General features: G+C 33.7%; 19 protein-coding genes and 1 other RNA gene. 12 read left to right on the forward strand and 8 right to left on the reverse strand.

All coding sequences use genetic code 11. The features are described 5' to 3' along the window. Nucleotide 1: 1 nt before the first annotated feature. Nucleotides 2–2,581: a DNA gyrase subunit A gene (gyrA, locus tag AC1QSP_RS12885; protein ID WP_484079031.1), complete on the reverse strand. Its 2,580-nt coding sequence runs from the start codon at nt 2,579–2,581 to the stop codon at nt 2–4. A gap of 276 nt (nt 2,582–2,857) precedes the next feature. On the opposite strand from gyrA, the gene rpmH reads away from it, so the two are divergent. Together rpmH and AC1QSP_RS12895 are read left to right on the forward strand one after the other, a co-directional pair. Continuing rightward, the gene (gene rpmH, locus AC1QSP_RS12890; RefSeq protein WP_322970879.1) at nt 2,858–3,016 is read left to right on the forward strand and encodes a 50S ribosomal protein L34; all 159 of its coding nucleotides are present in this window, start codon (nt 2,858–2,860) and stop codon (nt 3,014–3,016) included. An 82-nt stretch (nt 3,017–3,098) separates the two neighbouring features. Next, nucleotides 3,099–3,794: a cell division ATP-binding protein FtsE gene (locus AC1QSP_RS12895; RefSeq protein WP_322970880.1), complete on the forward strand. Its 696-nt coding sequence runs from the start codon at nt 3,099–3,101 to the stop codon at nt 3,792–3,794. 37 nt (nt 3,795–3,831) lie between these two features. On the opposite strand, the gene AC1QSP_RS12900 is transcribed toward AC1QSP_RS12895, so the two are convergent. The 3 genes from AC1QSP_RS12900 to AC1QSP_RS12910 are packed head-to-tail and all read right to left on the reverse strand — an operon-like array spanning nt 3,832 to nt 6,120. After that, nucleotides 3,832–4,737, reverse strand: coding sequence for a glycosyltransferase family 2 protein (locus AC1QSP_RS12900; RefSeq protein ID WP_484079032.1), 906 nt, complete (start codon nt 4,735–4,737; stop codon nt 3,832–3,834). Then, on the reverse strand, nt 4,734–5,861 hold the full coding sequence (locus AC1QSP_RS12905; protein WP_484079033.1) for a glycosyltransferase: 1,128 nt from the start codon (nt 5,859–5,861) through the stop codon (nt 4,734–4,736). Before AC1QSP_RS12905 ends, AC1QSP_RS12900 begins: the two co-directional genes overlap by 4 nt. A gap of 25 nt (nt 5,862–5,886) precedes the next feature. After that, nucleotides 5,887–6,120: a hypothetical protein gene (locus AC1QSP_RS12910; RefSeq protein ID WP_322970883.1), complete on the reverse strand. Its 234-nt coding sequence runs from the start codon at nt 6,118–6,120 to the stop codon at nt 5,887–5,889. A 76-nt stretch (nt 6,121–6,196) separates the two neighbouring features. On the opposite strand from AC1QSP_RS12910, the gene kdsA reads away from it, so the two are divergent. The 4 genes from kdsA (at nt 6,197) to AC1QSP_RS12930 (ending at nt 9,644) form a co-directional block, all read left to right on the forward strand. Beyond that, nucleotides 6,197–7,006, forward strand: a complete 810-nt coding sequence (gene kdsA, locus AC1QSP_RS12915; protein ID WP_484079034.1) for a 3-deoxy-8-phosphooctulonate synthase — start codon at nt 6,197–6,199, stop codon at nt 7,004–7,006. Nucleotides 7,007–7,105: 99 nt separating this feature from the next. Continuing rightward, entirely contained in the window at nt 7,106–8,467 is a 1,362-nt protein-coding gene (gene hemN, locus AC1QSP_RS12920) for an oxygen-independent coproporphyrinogen III oxidase (protein ID WP_484079035.1), read from the forward strand. Between the two features lie 56 nt (nt 8,468–8,523). Further along, nucleotides 8,524–9,060 carry a hypoxanthine phosphoribosyltransferase gene (gene hpt, locus AC1QSP_RS12925; protein WP_322970886.1) on the forward strand — a complete coding sequence of 179 codons (537 nt, stop codon included), beginning with the start codon at nt 8,524–8,526 and terminating at the stop codon, nt 9,058–9,060. Nucleotides 9,061–9,065: 5 nt separating this feature from the next. Then, nucleotides 9,066–9,644 (forward strand): adenylate kinase, encoded by a 579-nt coding sequence (locus AC1QSP_RS12930; protein ID WP_484079036.1) that lies wholly within the window; start codon nt 9,066–9,068, stop codon nt 9,642–9,644. Nucleotides 9,645–9,723: 79 nt separating this feature from the next. On the opposite strand, the gene AC1QSP_RS12935 is transcribed toward AC1QSP_RS12930, so the two are convergent. Beyond that, on the reverse strand, nt 9,724–10,749 hold the full coding sequence (locus tag AC1QSP_RS12935; protein ID WP_484079037.1) for a quinone-dependent dihydroorotate dehydrogenase: 1,026 nt from the start codon (nt 10,747–10,749) through the stop codon (nt 9,724–9,726). 416 nt (nt 10,750–11,165) lie between these two features. Between AC1QSP_RS12935 and obgE the strand changes: the two genes are divergently transcribed. The 3 genes from obgE (at nt 11,166) to AC1QSP_RS12950 (ending at nt 13,042) form a co-directional block, all read left to right on the forward strand. Beyond that, complete coding sequence (gene obgE, locus AC1QSP_RS12940; RefSeq protein ID WP_484079038.1) at nt 11,166–12,152, forward strand: GTPase ObgE; 987 nt, start codon at nt 11,166–11,168, stop codon at nt 12,150–12,152. 24 nt (nt 12,153–12,176) lie between these two features. Then, nucleotides 12,177–12,497: a YbaB/EbfC family nucleoid-associated protein gene (locus tag AC1QSP_RS12945; RefSeq protein WP_322970890.1), complete on the forward strand. Its 321-nt coding sequence runs from the start codon at nt 12,177–12,179 to the stop codon at nt 12,495–12,497. A 125-nt stretch (nt 12,498–12,622) separates the two neighbouring features. Continuing rightward, nucleotides 12,623–13,042: a hypothetical protein gene (locus tag AC1QSP_RS12950; protein ID WP_484079039.1), complete on the forward strand. Its 420-nt coding sequence runs from the start codon at nt 12,623–12,625 to the stop codon at nt 13,040–13,042. Between the two features lie 12 nt (nt 13,043–13,054). On the opposite strand, the gene AC1QSP_RS12955 is transcribed toward AC1QSP_RS12950, so the two are convergent. The 3 genes from AC1QSP_RS12955 to AC1QSP_RS12965 form a co-directional block, all read right to left on the reverse strand. Then, the gene (locus AC1QSP_RS12955; RefSeq protein ID WP_484079040.1) at nt 13,055–13,834 is read right to left on the reverse strand and encodes a rhomboid family intramembrane serine protease; all 780 of its coding nucleotides are present in this window, start codon (nt 13,832–13,834) and stop codon (nt 13,055–13,057) included. Between the two features lie 65 nt (nt 13,835–13,899). Next, nucleotides 13,900–14,889: a D-alanine--D-alanine ligase gene (locus AC1QSP_RS12960; protein ID WP_484079041.1), complete on the reverse strand. Its 990-nt coding sequence runs from the start codon at nt 14,887–14,889 to the stop codon at nt 13,900–13,902. Further along, nucleotides 14,886–15,374 (reverse strand): DinB family protein, encoded by a 489-nt coding sequence (locus tag AC1QSP_RS12965; RefSeq protein WP_484079042.1) that lies wholly within the window; start codon nt 15,372–15,374, stop codon nt 14,886–14,888. The genes AC1QSP_RS12960 and AC1QSP_RS12965 overlap by 4 nt, the downstream gene beginning before the upstream one ends. A 46-nt stretch (nt 15,375–15,420) precedes the next feature. On the opposite strand from AC1QSP_RS12965, the gene AC1QSP_RS12970 reads away from it, so the two are divergent. The 3 genes from AC1QSP_RS12970 (at nt 15,421) to rnpB (ending at nt 19,118) form a co-directional block, all read left to right on the forward strand. Further along, entirely contained in the window at nt 15,421–16,071 is a 651-nt protein-coding gene (locus tag AC1QSP_RS12970) for an NRDE family protein (RefSeq protein WP_484079043.1), read from the forward strand. A 115-nt stretch (nt 16,072–16,186) separates the two neighbouring features. Further along, entirely contained in the window at nt 16,187–18,715 is a 2,529-nt protein-coding gene (locus AC1QSP_RS12975; RefSeq protein WP_484080408.1) for an ATP-dependent Clp protease ATP-binding subunit, read from the forward strand. 88 nt (nt 18,716–18,803) lie between these two features. Beyond that, nucleotides 18,804–19,118: RNase P RNA component class A (rnpB, locus tag AC1QSP_RS12980), an RNA gene on the forward strand. Nucleotides 19,119–19,366: the final 248 nt, after the last annotated feature.

Below are 19,366 nucleotides of genomic sequence, written 5' to 3' on the forward strand. Positions count from 1 at the left end.
ATTAATCATTCGTTTGATCATCTTCAGAAATTGTTTCTTCTGTTCCTTGATCGTTAGTTAATTCTACATTTGATTCTATTGTACCTTCTGCTGTTTCTGTTGATGCTTCGATTTCTTCTTCAATCTCTTCCTCAACTTCTACTTTTGCAATTGCAGCAATTGCATCATTATTTTTTAGATTAATTAATCGAACCCCTTGAGTCGCACGACCCATTACACGGATTTCATCTAAACCTGTACGAATAGCAACTCCTGATTTGTTGATAATCATTAAGTCATTATCGTTTGTTACAGATTCAATTGCAATTAATTTACCTGTTTTTTCTGTAATATTTAATGTGGTAACACCTTTTCCACCACGGTTTGTTTCACGGTAATCTTCGATTGAAGTACGTTTTCCGTAACCTTTTTCAGATACTACTAATACCGTTTCGTTTTCAATGTCCGAAACAACGATCATACCAATAACTTCGTTATCCGCTTCTTCACCTAAGTTGATTCCACGAACTCCAGAAGCAGTACGACCCATTGGACGAACTTTTTCGTCGTAGAAACGAATGGCTTTACCATATTTCGAAGCAATCATAATCTGAGATTTACCATCTGTTAATAAAGCTTCTAATAAAGTATCTCCTTCACGAACTGTAATGGCATTGATACCGTTTGTACGTGGGCGAGAATATGCTTCTAAAGAAGTTTTCTTAATGATACCATTTTTCGTTACCATGATAACAAAATGGTTATTCACGTATTCTTCGTCCATTAAGTCATGCGTACGAATGTATGCTTTAACTTTATCGTCTGGATCAATATTGATTAAGTTTTGGATGGCACGTCCTTTCGATGTTTTCGATCCTTCCGGAATTTCGAATACACGCATCCAGAAACATTTTCCTTTTTCTGTAAAGAATAACATGTATTGGTGGTTAGTCGCCACAACCATGTACTCTAAGAAATCTTCGTCACGCGTTGTTGCCGCTCTGTTACCAACACCACCACGAGATTGTTTACGGTATTCTGATAACGGCGTACGTTTGATGTATCCTAAACGAGAAATAGTTAAAACTACTTTTTCATCAGGAATTAAATCTTCCATATTTAAGTCACCGCCAGCGAAATTGATGTCTGTACGACGCTCATCACCATATTTTGTGCGAATTTCAATCAATTCGTCTTTGATGATTTGCATACGTAACTCTTCATTCGCTAAGATGTCTTGTAAATGTTGGATTGTTTTCATGATTTCTTCGTACTCTGCACGAATTTTATCAATTTCTAATCCTGTTAAGGTACGTAAACGCAATTCTAAAATTGAACGAGCTTGGATTTCTGATAATCCAAATGCTTCAATTAATCCTTGGCGCGCAATTTCTGGCGTTTCAGATTCACGAATGATACGGATTGCACGGTCTAAATCATCTTTAGTACCAATGACTTTCATGTATCCTTCTAAGATATGCGCACGTTCTTGGGCTTTTCTTAAATCGTATTCAGCACGACGAATAACAACTTCATGACGGTGTTCTACGAAGTGGTGAATTAAATCCTTTAAATTTAATTGCTCTGGTCTTCCATTAACTAAGGCAATATTATTTACCGAGAAAGAAGATTGTAATTGTGTATATTTAAATAACTTATTTAAGACAACGTTTGGTACAGCATCCATTTTAAGCACGTAGACGATACGCATCCCTTTACGGTCAGATTCATCACGAATCTCTGCGATACCATCTAATTTACCGTCTTTAATTAATTCTGCTGTTTTCGCAATCATATCGGCTTTATTCACTTGATAAGGGATTTCAGTCGCGATAATACAATCACGGTTGTTTACCTCTTCAAAATGAGTTTTTGCACGTAAAACGATACGTCCTCTGCCAGTTTCTAAAGCTTGTTTAACCCCATCATAACCATAGATTGTTCCTCCAGTTGGGAAATCAGGAGCTTTTACATATTGCATTAATTCATCGATCATGATGTCACGATTTTCGATGTATGCAATTGTACCATCAATAACCTCTGTTAAGTTGTGAGGCGCCATATTCGTCGCCATACCTACAGCAATCCCCGATGCACCATTTACTAATAAAGTAGGGATTTTCGTTGGTAAAACAGTTGGTTCTTGAATTGTATCGTCGAAATTCAACTGAAAGTCGACTGTTTCTTTATCTAAGTCAGCTAATAATTCGTCTGAAATTTTTTGAAGTCTTGCTTCTGTATAACGCATCGCTGCAGGTGGATCACCATCTACAGAACCGTAGTTCCCTTGTCCATCAACTAACATATAACGTAATGACCAAGGTTGAGCCATACGTACCATTGCATCATAAACCGAACTATCTCCGTGTGGGTGAAATTTACCTAAAACCTCACCAACGATACGCGCAGATTTTTTATAAGCGCGGTTAGAAAAAACGCCTAATTCATACATCCCGAATAATACTCTTCGGTGAACAGGTTTCAAACCATCACGTACATCTGGAAGGGCACGAGATACGATTACCGACATCGAGTAATCGATATATGCCGATTTCATTTCATCCTCAATGTTGATTGGGATCAGTTTTTCTCCTTCAGTCATATCCTTTTGTTATATAAGACGGCTAAGATACAAATTTTAACTACAATTCGGAGTGATATAACTTATCAAATTGAAGATTTTATATTTAATTTTGTGTTGTTTAGAAAGAAATAATTTTTATATTTGCACTTCGAAAATTACAAATATTGGAAACGGAGACGGTTTGAATTAATTCATTATTACGTTTGTAATTTTCTAAATTTTGATTTTTGAATTAATAATAATAACTGTATATTTGCAACCCCATTCGTGTAATGGCATACAAACTTAGTAAAGATGAGTAAGAGAACATTTCAACCAAGTAACAGAAAGAAAAGAAACAAACACGGATTCCGTGAGCGTATGGCTACTAAAAACGGGCGTAAAGTATTAGCTGCTCGTAGAAAGAAAGGTAGAAAAGCATTAACTGTTAGTGACGTTAGAGCTAAAAGATAATCGCTACAATTCATAAAAAATAAGCTTGAAGGTTTTTCTTTCAGGCTTTTTTTTTACATTTGAAAAAAAGACGGATACTCGTATGGAAGTTAAAAATGTAATTGAAGTAAATCAGTCTTCAATCTATCAACGTAATCATTTGGTTTTATCGGATGTCAATTTCACTTTAGCAGAAGGGGAATTTGTTTACTTAATCGGTAAAACTGGAAGCGGAAAAAGTAGTTTATTAAAAGTGCTTTACGGTGACTTACCATTAAAAAATGGAAATGGAAAAGTCGTAGGGATGGACTTGAAAACCTTAAAAACAAGCAAAATTCCAGATTTACGCCGTCATTTAGGAATTGTATTCCAAGATTTCCAATTGTTAACAGATCGTACCGTTGAGCAAAATTTAATCTTCGTGTTAAAAGCAACGGGATGGAAGGATAAAAAATCAATTGAATCTCGTATTGATGAAGTATTAGACTCAGTTGGGATGTTATCTAAAAAGAAAATGATGCCTTTCCGTTTATCAGGAGGAGAGCAACAACGTGTTTCGATTGCTCGTGCATTATTAAATCATCCTGAATTAATTTTAGCCGATGAGCCAACAGGAAACCTAGATCCTGAAACATCGAATGAGATTATGAATCTTTTATTATCGGTATCTAAACAAAACAATTGTGCCGTATTAATGGCAACCCATGATTATGATATTATTCGTCGTTATCCAGCACGAATGATTCGTTGTGAGAATGGAAATGTGATAGAAGTAGCGGCAGAATCGATTGAATTTTAATTTTCAATAAAATATATTTAAAAGAGAGTTTAAGAAATTAAACTCTCTTTTTTGCTTTTATAAAAAGGTATAATTTATACAAATTAAACAACTTAAGGTTCGGATTTTGACAGCATAAATGATGGATGATTCGCGTTTCATTTTTTCGAAATACGTGATAAAAAATTCCACTTAAACCCAATTGATTGATTTTTTGATAAAAGGATAATAATTTTATACGATGATAATCTTTAGGAGTTATTGTATTATTATCAATCAATTGTACAAGATTTTCAGTCGCTAATCGGTTTTTATCGATATAGGATAAATTATCCTCAATGTGATGATTTAAAACAGGATTTTCAATGTGTAAAATAGAAATATTACGTTTGGCTAATTCGATTCCAAATAACGTATCTTCATGTCCATATTGTTTCAATGACTCATCAAATAAGATTTCTTGAAATAACGAACGATGTATAATGAAATTATTTGATTGAAAGCCTAATTTTGGATAACGTTGCCGTATAATGGCGGGCTGACTTTCGATGAATGTTCCATATTTCCAACTTAAGCTCTGCTGAGCAGAAGGGCATTCGTATGGATAAACACGTCCTCCGTAACAGATAACAGGTCGATATTGCTTTAAGGCTTTCAAATAATTTTCGATGAATTGATCATTGTTTTCGACGGAGCTATCACAATCCATAAATAACAGATAAGGCTGTGTAGCATATTGTAAAAATAAATTCCGAATACGCGAACGCCCAACATTCTTATTCAATTGAATGTACTCATGAAGTTGTTGTAAAGATTTATTTTTTTGTCGAAATTCTTCAGCTGATGCGTCATCTATTAAGATGATTTCTACTTCTGTATCAAAAATGAATTGAATCTGTTTGGTTAAATCATTCACCAAAGGACGTACATCGTAATTATAAATAGGAATACAGATTGAAATCATCTCTTTTCTTTAACAACGTTTTCAAAAATTTCTTTTAGGCGATGTTCTTCCTTTTCCCAACAACAAGCTAAGGCAGCTTTTGTTAGCTGTTCACGATAAGCAGATTTGCCTTCGTTTAACATCAGCATAGCAGTTTCTGCGATGTGCTTTGCATCGTGTTTTTCAATAACACGTCCAACATTGTAATGTTCAATGGTCGATTTGATTTCTGGAAGATATGTAGCTAAAATAGGAACTTTAGCCTGCATATAATCAAAAATTTTATTAGGTAAGGCATAGCGATAACTGATGCCTAAATCTTGTTCTAAACTAATACCAAGATCGGCTAATGGAGTTATTGTTTTAAGTGTCTTAGGGGGAAGAATTCCTAAGAAAAACACTTTATCCCGTACGTTATAATAATCGACTAGTTGTTCTAATGTTTCACGGTGTGGTCCATTTCCTGCAATCCAAAAAACGCAATTTTCGGTATATTGCATCGCCTCAATCATAAATTCTAAACCGCGGCTCATATTCAGAACACCTTGGTATAGAATTATTTTATGATTTGAAGGCACGGTTGGTAATGGAAAAAATATCAATTCTTCTTTATCATTCATTTTTTGTAAATGCGGAACATTACGAATAATGCTTGGCTTTACATGATATTCTTTTTCAAACCATTCGGCATAGCCTTGACTTACCGTATAAAAATGTTTTTGTTTTGGGAGTAGAAAACGTTCTAATGTTTTCCAAACTCGTTTAATTTTTGGCCGTTGGCTCAGAGACGGCAGCTCAGAGAAAATTTCGTGGCTATCAAATACTAAAGGCAGATTTTTTATTTTGCTCACCAAATAGAACGGTAAAAGACTGTCTAAATCGTTAGCTAATAAAATCGTTTGTTGATCTGCCCTTAGCATAAGATGAATGAATAATTTGAAATTAAACTCTGCATATAATCTGAAACTTTCTTGATTCTTTAGGGGAATAATCGTCGTTTTGAACGATTTATTTAATCGGGGTTTTCCTCTTAACGTAGTTCCTATTAATTCAACTTCATAACCAAACTTCAATAAAGAATTACACACTTTATCAACTCTTTGATCCGTTTCAATATTATTTATTACCGCAGAAAGTACTTTCAATTTTTTGTGTTTTGTGTTCGACTGATTATTTACTTGGTTTAAAAATAATATAATAGAGTTGAACAAATAATAAAATTGCATTTGGAATCAACACAGGCCATGCTTCATAGATGGCAGCATAGATGACAAAGCAAATGCATCCTATTGCATTGATAATTCTAATTTTCGTAATGTTCGAAAAAAAGAACGCTAATACAATAAATACTGATGCCAGGTAACCAAATACATCGGCTACCGAAATGTTTGATATGAAATCCATAAAACGATAAATAAGAATGATAAAGTATAGGCAAAATTAATAAAAATAGTCTAGAAGTTTTGTGTAAATTTGCATCATGATACAAAACATATCTAACATTAAACATAAAGATTCTTCAAATTTCTTTTTAATCGCTGGACCATGTGCGATTGAGAATGAAGATATGGCTTTGCAAATCGCTGAGCGTGTGATTACGATAACAGATAAATTAAATATTCCTTATATTTTTAAAGGATCATTTAAGAAAGCCAATCGTTCTCGTATTGATAGCTTCACAGGAATTGGAGATGAGGAAGCATTGAAAATTTTACGTAAAGTAGGTGAAACTTTTGATGTACCAACAACTACAGATATTCATGAACCATATCATGCAGAAATGGCTGCAGCTTATGTTGATGTATTACAAATTCCTGCTTTTTTAGTGCGTCAAACAGATTTAGTAGTGGCGGCTGCTAAAACAGGTAAACATGTTACATTAAAGAAAGGCCAATTCTTATCACCTGAAGCCATGCAATTTCCAGTACAGAAAGTTACAGATTCAGGAAATAACAATGTAGCTATTATCGAACGTGGTACAATGTTAGGATATGGAGATTTAGTTGTAGACTACCGTGGAATTCCGGTGATGCAAAATTATGCTCCTGTTATTTTGGATGTAACTCACTCTTTACAACAGCCTAATCAAGCGTCTGGTGTAACAGGAGGAAAACCTGAGTTGATCGAAACTATTGCGAAAGCAGGTATTGCCGTTGGAGCAGATGGTTTATTTATTGAAACACATCCCGATCCAAAGAATGCCAAAAGTGATGGAGCAAACATGCTTCAATTGGATTTATTAGAAGGATTATTAGAAAAACTTGTTCGCGTAAGACAAGCTGTTATCTAATTGGTTTTAAAATATTTATTATTTCTCAATGTTTGAAAACTTTTTTTCGAGCATTGAGAAATTTATTTAAACTCTTTTTTGAAGAGTGCTTGATATCGAATGAACAATTTAATTCAGAAATATAATATTCCAGGACCACGATACACCAGTTATCCAACGGTGCCATTTTGGGATGAAACCGAATTTACGAAAGAGCAATGGGTAAAAACTTTTCAACAATCGTTTGTTGAAAGTAATGAAACAGAGGGTATTTCGTTGTACATACATTTACCGTATTGCGAGTCATTGTGTACATTTTGTGCATGTAACAAGCGTATTACAAAACAACATTCGGTAGAAGAACCTTATATTGCAACAGTTCTTAAGGAATGGCAGTTGTATTTAAATATGATGCCTTCCAAACCTGTTATTAAGGAAATTCATTTAGGTGGTGGAACGCCAACCTTTTTCTCACCTGAGAATTTGAGAATATTATTAGAAGGAATTATTAATACATCAATTGTTGCTGATGGACATGAATTCAGTTTAGAAGGACATCCTAACAATACAACAAGAGAGCATTTACAAGTATTGTTCGATTTGGGCTTTCGTCGTGTTTCTTATGGTGTACAAGATTACGATTTAAAGGTACAAAATGCTATTCATCGTATTCAGCCATTTGAACAAGTTAAAAGAGCAACAGAAGAAGCTCGAGAAATTGGATATACTTCAATTTCGCACGATTTAGTTTTTGGCTTGCCTCATCAAACTTTACAGGGGATGATGGAGACAATTAATAAAACAAAAGAACTAAATCCGGATCGAATTTCTTTCTACAGTTATGCACATGTACCGTGGATTAAAGGAGTAGGGCAAAGAGGTTTCTTAGAAGAAGATTTACCATCTCCAGAATTGAAACGTGAGTTGTATGAAACAGGAAAGAAAATGTTCGAAGAAATGAACTATTTCGAAATTGGAATGGATCATTTTGCTTTAGAACATGACTCGATGTATCAATCGATGGAAAACAAATCTTTGCATCGTAATTTTATGGGGTATTCGTCCTCAAAAACACAAGTAATGATTGGATTAGGTGTTTCGTCGATTAGCGATTCTTGGTACAGTTTTGCTCAAAATGAGAAAACAGTAGAAGAATATCAGGCTTCGATTAATAAAGGAGAATTATCTGTTTACAGAGGACATATCCTAACGGCAGAAGATTTAGTGATACGCCGTCATATTTTAAATTTGATGTGCAACATGGAAACTTCTTGGGAGGATGATAAAATGAAATTTAACGGAATCGATCAAGTCAAATCGATGCTGAAAGGAATGGAAGACGATGATTTAATCATTATCGGTGAAAATGGAATTGTTGTAAAAGAGCAAGGTCGTCCTTTTGTTCGTAACGTTTGTATGTCTTTTAACTTGCGAATGTTGGAGAAAGAACCTGAGACGCGTTTATTTTCTATGACAATTTAATTTTCGAAAATTTTTGCAAGCTTTATCCAAAATAGTATATTTGAATATCTTAAAAAATGAATGAAATAGAAATTCACGGTAAAAAATTTATACCGTACATTGCTTTTGAAGAAATTGAACATGCAATCAAAGACATGGCGAACAAAGTGTACGATGAGTACAAAGATGAAACGCCAATCTTTATTGGAGTTTTAAACGGGGTTGTGATGTTCATGAGTGATTTCTTAAAACAATATCCAGGTGAATGTGAGATCTCTTTCTTAAAATTAAAATCTTACGAAGGAACAGAATCTACAGGGAAAATTCAAATCCAAATGGATATCCCAATGAATGTAGAAGGACGTCACGTGATTATTTTAGAGGATATTGTTGATACTGGAAATACGTTAGTAGAATTACACCGTATTTTAAAAGAGAAAAATGTAAAATCTTTAAAAGTAGCGACTTTATTATTCAAACCAGATGCTTACAAAAAAGACTTAGAGGTTGATTTAGTAGGTATTTCTATTCCAGACAAATTTGTAGTGGGGTACGGTTTAGATTACGACGGATACGGAAGAAATTTACCGGATATTTATCAAATAAAATCATAAAAAAAATGCTAAACATCGTATTGTTCGGCCCTCCTGGTAGTGGGAAAGGAACACAAGCTAAATTCTTAGAAGAAAAATATTTAACTTCTCAAATCTCAACTGGAGATTTATTTCGTTACAACTTAAAAAATGAAACGGAATTAGGGAAATTAGCTCAATCTTATATGGATAAAGGGCAATTGGTTCCTGATGAAGTAACAACGAATATGTTAGTGGATCATTTAGATAATAATCCAAATGAAAACGGTTACATTTTCGACGGTTATCCAAGAACAACAGCTCAAGCCCAAGAATTAGATAAAATTTTAGCTGATAAATATAACCAAGAAGTAACGGTAACGTTAGCTTTAGTGGTTGAAGATGAAATCTTAGTTGAACGTTTATTAGAGCGTGGAAAAACTTCTGGTCGTGCTGATGATATAGATGAAACGATTATCCGTAACCGTATCAAAGAATACTACGAAAAAACAGCTATCGTTGCCGAGCACTTTAAAGCGCAAGGGAAATGGGTGGAAATTGACGGTGTAGGTTCAATTGAAGACATTACAAACAAATTGTTTGCTGCAGTAGATGCTGCAAAATAAGAAGAAGTTAATCAAACTTTTATATATAAAAAACCTCAACGATTGTGTTGAGGTTTTTTTATGGGATTTAATGATGTATTTATTTGATTAATTTTTCACAAATCGATTTGGCTAATCCAGGTCCTTCATAAATAAACCCGGTATAAATCTGAACTAAGCTTGCGCCTGCTTCTAATTTTTCAATGGCATCTTCAGCAGAATGAATTCCACCAACACCAATAATAGGAAAGGCTTTATTCGACTTGTCAGAAAGATATTTAATCACTTCTGTCGAACGTTCTTTTAAAGGTTTTCCGCTTACTCCACCAGCTTCCTGCACAATTTGTGGATCAGATTTCAAACCTTCTCTTTCAATAGTTGTGTTCGTAGCAATAACACCAGCAATCTTAGTCTCCGTTACAATTTCGATGATGTCATCCAATTGGTCATGGGTTAAATCTGGAGCAATTTTTAATAAAATTGGTTTTGGGTTTTCCTTGATTCCGTTATGTCTTTGTAAAGTATATAACAAATCCATCAAAGGTTCTTTTTCTTGTAAAGCACGCAAATTAGGAGTGTTTGGGGAACTGACATTCACAACAAAATAATCCACTTCATCAAATAATGCATTAAAACAAATCACATAATCATTTGTCGCTTGTTCGTTTGGTGTAACTTTATTTTTACCAATGTTTCCACCAATAATATAACGTTCGCGATGTTGCAAACGACGAATTTGTTTTACGGCATAATCGACACCTTTGTTATTAAAACCCATTCGGTTAATAATCGCTTCATCTTCCACTAATCGAAACATGCGAGGCGCTTCATTTCCGGGTTGAGGTTTAGGTGTTACAGTTCCTATTTCGATGAATCCAAATCCAAAATGGCTCAATTCTTTGATGTATTCTCCATTTTTATCAAACCCTGCAGCTAAGCCCACTGGATTTTTAAATTTGATACCGAAAACTTCACGTTCTAATGAAGGGTGATTTAAAGTAAATTTTTTGGTTAATAGTTTATCAATACCAGGAAAATTCGCGTAATTTCTTAATTGACGCGTTACGAAGTGGTGTGCATCTTCTGGTTGTAACTGGAAAAGAATGTTTTTGATTTGCTTGTACATATTGCAAAAATAAACAATACTATTCACTCTTAATATTCGTTGGAAAATTAATTCTTGGGTTTTATTTCTATGAACTCTAACAATATAAAATTTTAAGATTAGAATGGAGTGATTTAATCGGGAATATAAATGTGTAATCGTTTGATTTTATGATAATACAAATTGAAAATAGAATTAAAACGGGATTTCGATTGATATAAATTAGGGGATGAATTTCAAATTTTACGAATCTCGTAAATCTTTTACGGAAACGTTCAATTCATTTTTCGTTATTTTAAAAAAAGTGCTTTGATGACAGAAGTACAAATTGTTTTATTTCAATACATAATCGATGAGTTAAAATAGATTCAACAAGATTTTATTATAAGGCTGATAAATCGTATTTTTGCAGACTAATTATCAAAAAAGAAAAATTTATGCAATCAAATTTTGTTGACTACGTAAAAATTCATTGTAAAAGTGGACACGGTGGAGCGGGTTCAGCAAGTTTGCATCGCGAAAAATATATCGATAAAGGAGGTCCAGATGGTGGAGATGGAGGTCGTGGAGGACACATCATTTTAAGAGGTAATGCCAACCTTTGGACTTTATTGGAATTTAAATTCTCTAAACACTTCCGTGCACAACATGGAGGTCGCGGAGGTAAATCTCGTTCTACAGGTTACGACGGAGAAGATATTATCTTAAATGTTCCAATTGGTGTAATTGCTCGTGATGAAGATGGAGAAATCGTTGGGGAGATTACAGAAGATGGACAAGAAATTATCTTAAAACGCGGTGGTAAAGGTGGTCTAGGGAACTGGCACTTTAGATCGGCTACTCGTCAAACTCCTCGTTATGCACAACCAGGTTTAGATGGTGAAGAAGGATGGGTAACCTTAGAATTAAAAGTGTTAGCTGATGTAGGTTTAGTCGGGTTTCCGAATGCAGGAAAATCTACATTATTATCTGTTTTATCAGCTGCAAAACCTAAAATTGCAGATTACGCCTTTACAACATTAACGCCTAACTTAGGAATTGTAAAATACCGTGATCACCAATCATTTATTATGGCAGATATTCCTGGTATTATTGAAGGAGCTGCAGAAGGTAAAGGTTTAGGTCATCGATTTTTACGTCATATTGAACGAAATTCAACTTTATTGTTTATGATTCCTGCTGATGCAGAAGATTATGCAAAAGAGTATGAAATTTTATTGAATGAGTTACGTAAATTCAATCCAGAATTATTAGACAAGGAACGTGTTTTAGCAGTTACAAAGTCAGATATGTTGGATGATGAATTAAAAGCTGAAATTTCAGCTCAATTGCCAAAAGATATCGAAACCGTATTTATTTCTGCAGTTGCGCATCAAGGATTGACGGAATTAAAAGATATTATTTGGGCCAAGTTAAATTCTTAATTTAAATTAATAAGATATAAGATTATGTTTGGAAACTTCGGAAACATCATGGAAATGATGGGGAAAATCAACTCATTTAAAGACAAATTTACAGGGTTAAAAGATGAGTTAGAAAACGAAACATTCACAACTACATCTGCTGATGGTACAGTTAAAATTACAATGTCTAAATTGGCAACAATTAAAGATATTGAATTAGCTGAAGGAATGGAAAAGGAGCAAATTGAAGATATGTTAGTAATGACATTAAACAAAGCGCTAGAACAAGTAAAAACAGAAGCCATTGCGAAAGCAAAAAAAACGGCTCAAGATAATTTACCAAGTATTCCTGGAATGCCATTCTAAGAATTACAAAAGATTTAACAAAAGGTGCTATTTTTTAGCACCTTTTTTGTTATAGATTACTCATAATTGGGTATTTCAAGGTTGGGAAACACCTTATAAATTTGTGATTTTAAACATTGTTGTGTATGAGAAGTCCATTAAAGTTTTCCATTTTTATGTTTATGCTGCTGATCCTATTTAGTTTCACAGACTTTCTTCAAGAAAAAATAAAAATTATTCGCTATACTAAAACAACGAATGGGTTCTTAGTTGTTGAATATTCCGATGGAGTTATCAAAAAGCAAGTCAAACGCAATCAAATTATGGTGTATAATTTGCCATTTGCTGATAAAAATACCATCGAGAAAGAAATTACACAATTAAATTTTCATCACATTCAGAATGAAATTGACTCTGTTATTGTCCAAAAGCCAATTCCTGCAGTAGCCAATATGTATATGTTTATTAAAGGATCAGATACCATAAAAACAGGATTTTTTTCAAAAGAACAAACACCTCAAGCTTTGAGAAAACTAGATTTTTTATTGCATCAAAATCGAAAATAATTTATCGTATCGTTATTTTAATTGATGTGGTAAATCGTCTGATTTCGTTTGTTGATTGAATGGCTCTGAAGCTGTTTCTTCATTAGAATTTAGCATACGATCAGGGAAATTAAGATCCAAATAACGTTGCCATAACTCTTCTTCGCGAGGATCAAAATAATTTTCATCCTCCCATTTCGGTTTTTGTTTTTTAGGTCCAACATTTCGAAATAAATAAGCAAAGAATGCTCCCACTAGAAATCCACTAAGATGCCCTTCCCATGAAATAGGATTATTCCCTAAATTGGCACTGGGTAAAAATTCTTCAGGTATCACTCCCCAAAACATTCCTCCATACAAAAGAATGACAATAGCAGAAATAGCCATCAGTCCTCTCTCTTTACGGATTAATCCTGAAAATAAAATAAATGAGGCTAACATATAAACAATTCCACTGGCTCCGATATGACATCCAATCGAATCATCCATAAAGGGTGGATTTCCGATTAACCATAATAATGAACCAGAAATTATCCATCCAAAGAACAATACATAATAGGCTAATCGACCATACATCAATAACGCTATAAAACTTAAAAATAATAGAGGAAAAGTATTGCTTAATAAATGTGTCCATCCAGAATGAAATAATGGAGAAAGTAATATCCCTTTTAATCCATATAGCGTTCTTGGTACAACCCCATAACAATCGTTTAATCCCATACCGCTATTTTCGATCAGGAAAATAATCCAAATGGTAGAGATTAAAAACAAAGGAATTACAAGAGTTTTCTTAGGTAATGGGTAGGCCATAATACATGATTTAGAACAATGAATTGTCATAAATCATTCCTAAGGATTTTATCTGCCAAAAATGGTTATTTTTTTAGAATCCGTTGGATAATTTCCCGTGCTAATAATCTCCAATCAGTATATTTAACACCCAATTCATGATTTTGTTTTGCAATTTGATGTTGGTAGTCTAAGTGCTTTATCACCTCTTTGTAGGCAAAAATAAGATGATGCTTCGGGTCATAAACATGAGTGGCTTCTGAGTTGGCACCATTTACTTCTAAGATGACAAAATTTCCGTTTTGTAAATCTTCGATGCTTTTAGCTTTTAAATCAAAACGCCCGTAGTAAAACCCTTCAATCCCTTTGGCAATTTCATCAATGGTATAGGTTAATTTCTCTGAAATTAAATCAGTTGCATCCAAGAAGGTAGTTCCTCTATTGTGATTACCAATGGGTTCAACTAAAAGTGTTTGTCCTTCTGGTAAAATAAAATCCAATTGAGATTGAAATTTTTGGTACAAATAATCTTTTCGAAACGTTGCCCGAAGATTGGTATCTATTAAGTCTTTTACTGTAGAGCGACCATCTCCTGTAAACTGTAGAAAATCCTTTCCCGTCATTGAAATCAATTGCCCTTTCTCTTCTTTTGGTAAGCGTACATAAAACGCTCCAAATTCCAAAGGAAATTGATTATATTCTTGAATAATTAAATCGGTTGATAAATGATTCAAATAATTTCTCCATTCCGCTTTATTTTGGATCAATTCGACTCCGATTCCTCGTTCTCCAATATCTGGCTTTACGATAAACGGAAAACCAAATGGAACATCATTTATCGTTGCTTTTGGATAAAATTTTGTTTTTGGTTTATATGCATCGCCAATTTGGTTGAGCAGATTTATTTTAGAATAGTTCATAAATCCACCCCATTTTATTCCTGGATTTGCAGAACAGAAATAAGCGGGTGCACCTGCAGTAAAAATTTTATAAATGTACCAAGGAGTCAATGGCCCATAAAACAACCAGAAGGGCCAAAATTCATATTTGGTCCATTTGACGAAGCGTGGATTCATGTGTGATGATTATATTGAATGGTAGAATATGCGATACCAAAATTTTTGTCAAAAATAATAGTAGGAAGATGATGTTGAATCGCAATTTTTATGATGGCAAAATGATGGATACTATGATCAATACAATATATCATTTCACGGCCTATCGTTGTTCCGATTTCAATTAGTTCATCATTCACCAACTGTTTTAAATAAATCGATTGATTGAGGTTTAATAATTCTATCGCTTGAAGAAGTTGATGAATATATTGGATACAATAAGAAGTTGAATTTTCTATTTTTTCATCGCGTTCTCTTGCGTCATAACAAACGTTTGTTTTCGCATGAATTAAGCAGCCATAAAACTCGACAATATGACGCACATGTTTTCCAATGCTCTGACCATTGAGAATCCTTAAAGGTGCTGAATATTGTTCATCATTTAACTGAACTAAAATGTCTTCCAGTTGATGTAAGTTTTGGCGAATTGTTTGTTTGATTTGCATACTTATTTGCAAAGATAATTTACTTTTGAAAAAATTCAATTGAATAATGTGTATCATTAGTTTTTATAAGCAAAATGATGAAATCGTTTTAACGCACAACCGTGACGAAGCGATAGATCGTGTCGCTTCTTTGGAAGTGGAAACACGCGAATGGAATGGGAAGAAATATTCAGCTCCAATTGATCAAAAGAAAAATGGAACTTGGATTTTTTATAGTGAGGAATTTATTGCTTGTATACTGAATGGGGGGAAAGTAAAGCCGATGAATCTAAAATCCACCTATCGTAAAAGTCGTGGTATTGTTCTATTGGAATTAATGAATTATGATTCAGTAAAAGAATATGCAGAAAATGAAAATCTAAAGGATATCGCTCCTTTTACCATTTTCGTTTTCGAAAGAAAATCGAATAAAATTTATCTTTTATTTTGGGATGGAATAAGCTTAGAAATGAACGATTTAAGCAGTGATAGCTTCGTTTTTAGAGCTTCTTCAACATTATATTCTGAAACAAATATGCGGGAAATCGAAAAAAAAATCTGTACATTTAATATTACTTCACCAGAAGCATTGTTCGAAATTCATCAAACAATTAAAATGAAAGATGGTGATGTCGAATCAGGAAAAGCAACAACATCAATCACTCAGATTTTTGCAAATTCTTCAGAAATCAGCATGAAATATTGTCCGTTTTTTTGATTTTATCGGTATAAAATGTCATTAAATATCAATTAGATAATATAAAATGACAAAAGGCATAATTTATGCTATATTCATCAATAATAATTTAAATTTATTAAAAGACAGTTTAATAATGAATGATAATTTCTCACAACAAGTAAAAGATGTTATTACTTACAGTAAAGAAGAAGCATTACGTTTAGCTCACGATCAAATCGGTACAGAGCACTTAATGTTAGGTATTCTTCGTGATGGTGAGGGAAAAGCAATTTCTGTCTTAGAGGCGCTAAATGTTGACCTTAAAGAACTGCGTCAGAAAATTGAAAATCTTAATCCACCAAAAGACGATACATCTGCAAATCATATAAAAAATTTAAGTTTTACAAAGCAAGCCGAGCGTGCTTTAAAAACTACTTTTTTAGAAGCAAAACTATTTAAAAGTGGTACTGTAAACACAGTGCATTTATTGTTATGTATTTTACGTAACGAAAATGATCCTATCACGAAATTGATGAATAAATTCGAAATTGATTATAATACAATCAAAGAAGAATTTAAATTTCAATTTCAAGATGAAGATTTATCAACACCAAAAGCTGAAAATCCATCGTATGAAGGAGATTCTGATTTAGGTTCTGATTTTGATCGTGGATCAATGAGTAAATCGACTGCGAAAAGCAAAACTCCAGTATTAGATAATTTTGGTCGTGACTTAACTGCAATTGCTTTAGAAGGTAAATTGGATCCAGTCGTTGGACGTGAAAAGGAAATTGAACGTGTGTCTCAAATTCTATCCCGTCGTAAAAAGAATAATCCTTTATTGATTGGAGAGCCTGGTGTTGGTAAATCTGCTATTGCAGAGGGATTAGCATTACGTATTGTTCAACGCAAAGTTTCTCGTGTTTTATTCAATAAACGTGTAGTCACTCTTGATTTAGCTTCATTAGTTGCTGGTACAAAGTACCGTGGACAATTTGAAGAGCGTATGAAAGCCATTATGAACGAATTGGAGAAAAATGATGATATCATTTTATTCATCGATGAGTTGCATACGATTGTTGGTGCAGGTGGTGCTACAGGTTCTTTGGATGCCTCTAATATGTTCAAACCAGCATTAGCTCGTGGGGAGTTACAATGTATTGGGGCAACAACATTAGATGAATATCGTCAATACATCGAAAAAGATGGGGCTTTGGTTCGTCGTTTCCAAAATGTGATGGTTGATCCAACAACTCCAGAGGAAACTTTACAAATATTACACAACATCAAAGATAAATACGAAGCTCATCATAATGTAAATTATACTGAAGAAGCATTAAAAGCATGTGTGAGCTTAACAACTCGTTACATCACTGATCGCTTCTTACCAGATAAAGCAATTGATGCTTTAGATGAAGCAGGTTCTCGTGTACATATCAAGAACATTCGTGTGCCTCAAGAAATTTTAGACTTAGAGAAAAAATTAGAAGAGGTTCGTGAAGAAAAAACTAAAGTTGTAAAATCTCAGAAATACGAAGAAGCAGCTCGCTTACGTGATTCTGAAAAACAATATGAAGCCGATTTAAAACGTGCTCAGGCTGAATGGATGCAATCGTCCAAAGAAAATCGCGAAACAGTTACAGAAGATAATGTGGCTGAGGTGGTTTCGATGATGAGTGGTGTTCCAGTAAGTCGCGTAGCTGAAAAAGAATTGAAAAAATTAGCTCAAATGAATGAGTTAATGAAAGGAAAAGTAATCGGTCAAGATGAAGCTGTTACGAAAGTTGTAAAAGCCATTCAACGTAATCGTGCAGGTCTTAAAGATCCTAATAAACCAATCGGTTCGTTTATTTTCTTAGGAACAACAGGTGTTGGTAAAACGCAGTTGGCTAAGATTTTAGCTAAAGAATTATTTGATTCTTCTGATGCATTAATTCGAATTGACATGTCGGAATATATGGAGAAATTTGCTGTTTCACGTCTCGTTGGAGCACCTCCAGGTTACGTTGGATATGAAGAAGGTGGTCAATTAACAGAAGCGGTACGTCGTAAACCATATGCTGTAATCTTATTGGATGAGATAGAGAAAGCACATCCAGATGTTTTCAATATTTTATTACAAATTTTAGATGATGGTCATGTCACAGACAGTTTAGGACGTAAAGTTGATTTTAGAAATACAATTATTATTTTAACCTCTAATATTGGTACACGCCAATTGAAAGAGTTTGGAGATGGTGTTGGATTTGGAACTTCAGCCAAACAAAATTCAGCCGATGAACGTGCGAAATCAACGATAGAAACGGCTTTAAAACGTGCATTTGCGCCAGAATTCCTAAATCGTATTGATGATATTATTTTCTTTAATTCATTAACGAAGGAAAATATTATGAATATCATCGATATCGAATTAGCTAATCTATATGAACGTTTAAAAGCATTAGATTATCATTTAGAATTAACGCCAGAAGCAAGAGACTTTATTGCAGATAAAGGATTTGATAAGGATTATGGAGCACGCCCATTAAAACGTGCAATCCAAAAATACATTGAAGATCCTATGGCAGAAGAAATTATCAATGCAGAAATTTCAGAAGGAGATCACTTAATTCTCGATCTTAATGAAGCAAAAGATGGAGTGAAAATCTCTGTTAAAGGACGTAAAGAAGAATCAAATCAATAATAGATTTAATTTCAATACAATAGAAAAAGCTCGTAAATAAATCGTTTACGAGCTTTTTTGTTTGTTATAATTTAGCTTACATTTGTACCAAGCAAGCCACTTTGTCGCTGCGAATTTTATTTCGGGGAGGAAAGTCTGGACACCATAGGGAAAGCATAGCGGGTAACACCCGTCCGTCGTGAGGCGAGGACAAGTGCAACAGAAAGCAAGTACAGTTCGGCTGTAGTGAAACCAGGTAAACTCTATGCGGTGAAATACCATGTATACCAACAGTTAAGGGCTTCCCGTCCGTTGTTGGGGGGTAGGTAGCTCGAGACTTGGAGTAATTCAAGTCCTAGATAAATGACAAAGCGTTATAACTTGTTATAACTGACAGAATCCGGCTTATCGGCTTGCTTATTTTTCTTCATCTTAAAAGAATATCTACTTTTTTTCAGTCCCTTGTTGTTAATCTCAGTTTTAATTTATAAATTAGGACTAATTAACACTAATATTTATTATATACGAAGAAGCTTTACTCAATTATAACATTATTTCTGGTAAAATACGTGTATATAAACAAATCAAAATTTAAGTTTAAATAAGTTTTAAGCGTTTATAAGTAAATATACCTATTTATAGGTATTGTATAAAATATTTACTTGTATGATA

It is taken from the genome of Faecalibacter sp. (assembly GCF_057177045.1).

What these genes read in the sequence shown, in the direction of transcription:
- kdsA (WP_484079034.1), top strand. Translation starts at nt 6,197, where the DNA reads ATGATACAAAACATATCTAACATTAAACATAAAGATTCTTCAAATTTC.
- hpt (WP_322970886.1), top strand. Translation starts at nt 8,524, where the DNA reads ATGAATGAAATAGAAATTCACGGTAAAAAATTTATACCGTACATTGCT.
- hemN (WP_484079035.1), top strand. Translation starts at nt 7,106, where the DNA reads ATGAACAATTTAATTCAGAAATATAATATTCCAGGACCACGATACACC.
- AC1QSP_RS12950 (WP_484079039.1), top strand. Translation starts at nt 12,623, where the DNA reads ATGAGAAGTCCATTAAAGTTTTCCATTTTTATGTTTATGCTGCTGATC.
- AC1QSP_RS12935 (WP_484079037.1), bottom strand. Translation starts at nt 10,749, where the DNA reads ATGTACAAGCAAATCAAAAACATTCTTTTCCAGTTACAACCAGAAGAT.
- AC1QSP_RS12965 (WP_484079042.1), bottom strand. Translation starts at nt 15,374, where the DNA reads ATGCAAATCAAACAAACAATTCGCCAAAACTTACATCAACTGGAAGAC.
- AC1QSP_RS12910 (WP_322970883.1), bottom strand. Translation starts at nt 6,120, where the DNA reads ATGGATTTCATATCAAACATTTCGGTAGCCGATGTATTTGGTTACCTG.
- obgE (WP_484079038.1), top strand. Translation starts at nt 11,166, where the DNA reads ATGCAATCAAATTTTGTTGACTACGTAAAAATTCATTGTAAAAGTGGA.
- AC1QSP_RS12895 (WP_322970880.1), top strand. Translation starts at nt 3,099, where the DNA reads ATGGAAGTTAAAAATGTAATTGAAGTAAATCAGTCTTCAATCTATCAA.
- gyrA (WP_484079031.1), bottom strand. Translation starts at nt 2,581, where the DNA reads ATGACTGAAGGAGAAAAACTGATCCCAATCAACATTGAGGATGAAATG.
- AC1QSP_RS12930 (WP_484079036.1), top strand. Translation starts at nt 9,066, where the DNA reads ATGCTAAACATCGTATTGTTCGGCCCTCCTGGTAGTGGGAAAGGAACA.
- rpmH (WP_322970879.1), top strand. Translation starts at nt 2,858, where the DNA reads ATGAGTAAGAGAACATTTCAACCAAGTAACAGAAAGAAAAGAAACAAA.
- AC1QSP_RS12970 (WP_484079043.1), top strand. Translation starts at nt 15,421, where the DNA reads ATGTGTATCATTAGTTTTTATAAGCAAAATGATGAAATCGTTTTAACG.
- AC1QSP_RS12955 (WP_484079040.1), bottom strand. Translation starts at nt 13,834, where the DNA reads ATGGCCTACCCATTACCTAAGAAAACTCTTGTAATTCCTTTGTTTTTA.
- AC1QSP_RS12975 (WP_484080408.1), top strand. Translation starts at nt 16,187, where the DNA reads ATGAATGATAATTTCTCACAACAAGTAAAAGATGTTATTACTTACAGT.
- AC1QSP_RS12900 (WP_484079032.1), bottom strand. Translation starts at nt 4,737, where the DNA reads ATGATTTCAATCTGTATTCCTATTTATAATTACGATGTACGTCCTTTG.
- AC1QSP_RS12945 (WP_322970890.1), top strand. Translation starts at nt 12,177, where the DNA reads ATGTTTGGAAACTTCGGAAACATCATGGAAATGATGGGGAAAATCAAC.
- AC1QSP_RS12960 (WP_484079041.1), bottom strand. Translation starts at nt 14,889, where the DNA reads ATGAATCCACGCTTCGTCAAATGGACCAAATATGAATTTTGGCCCTTC.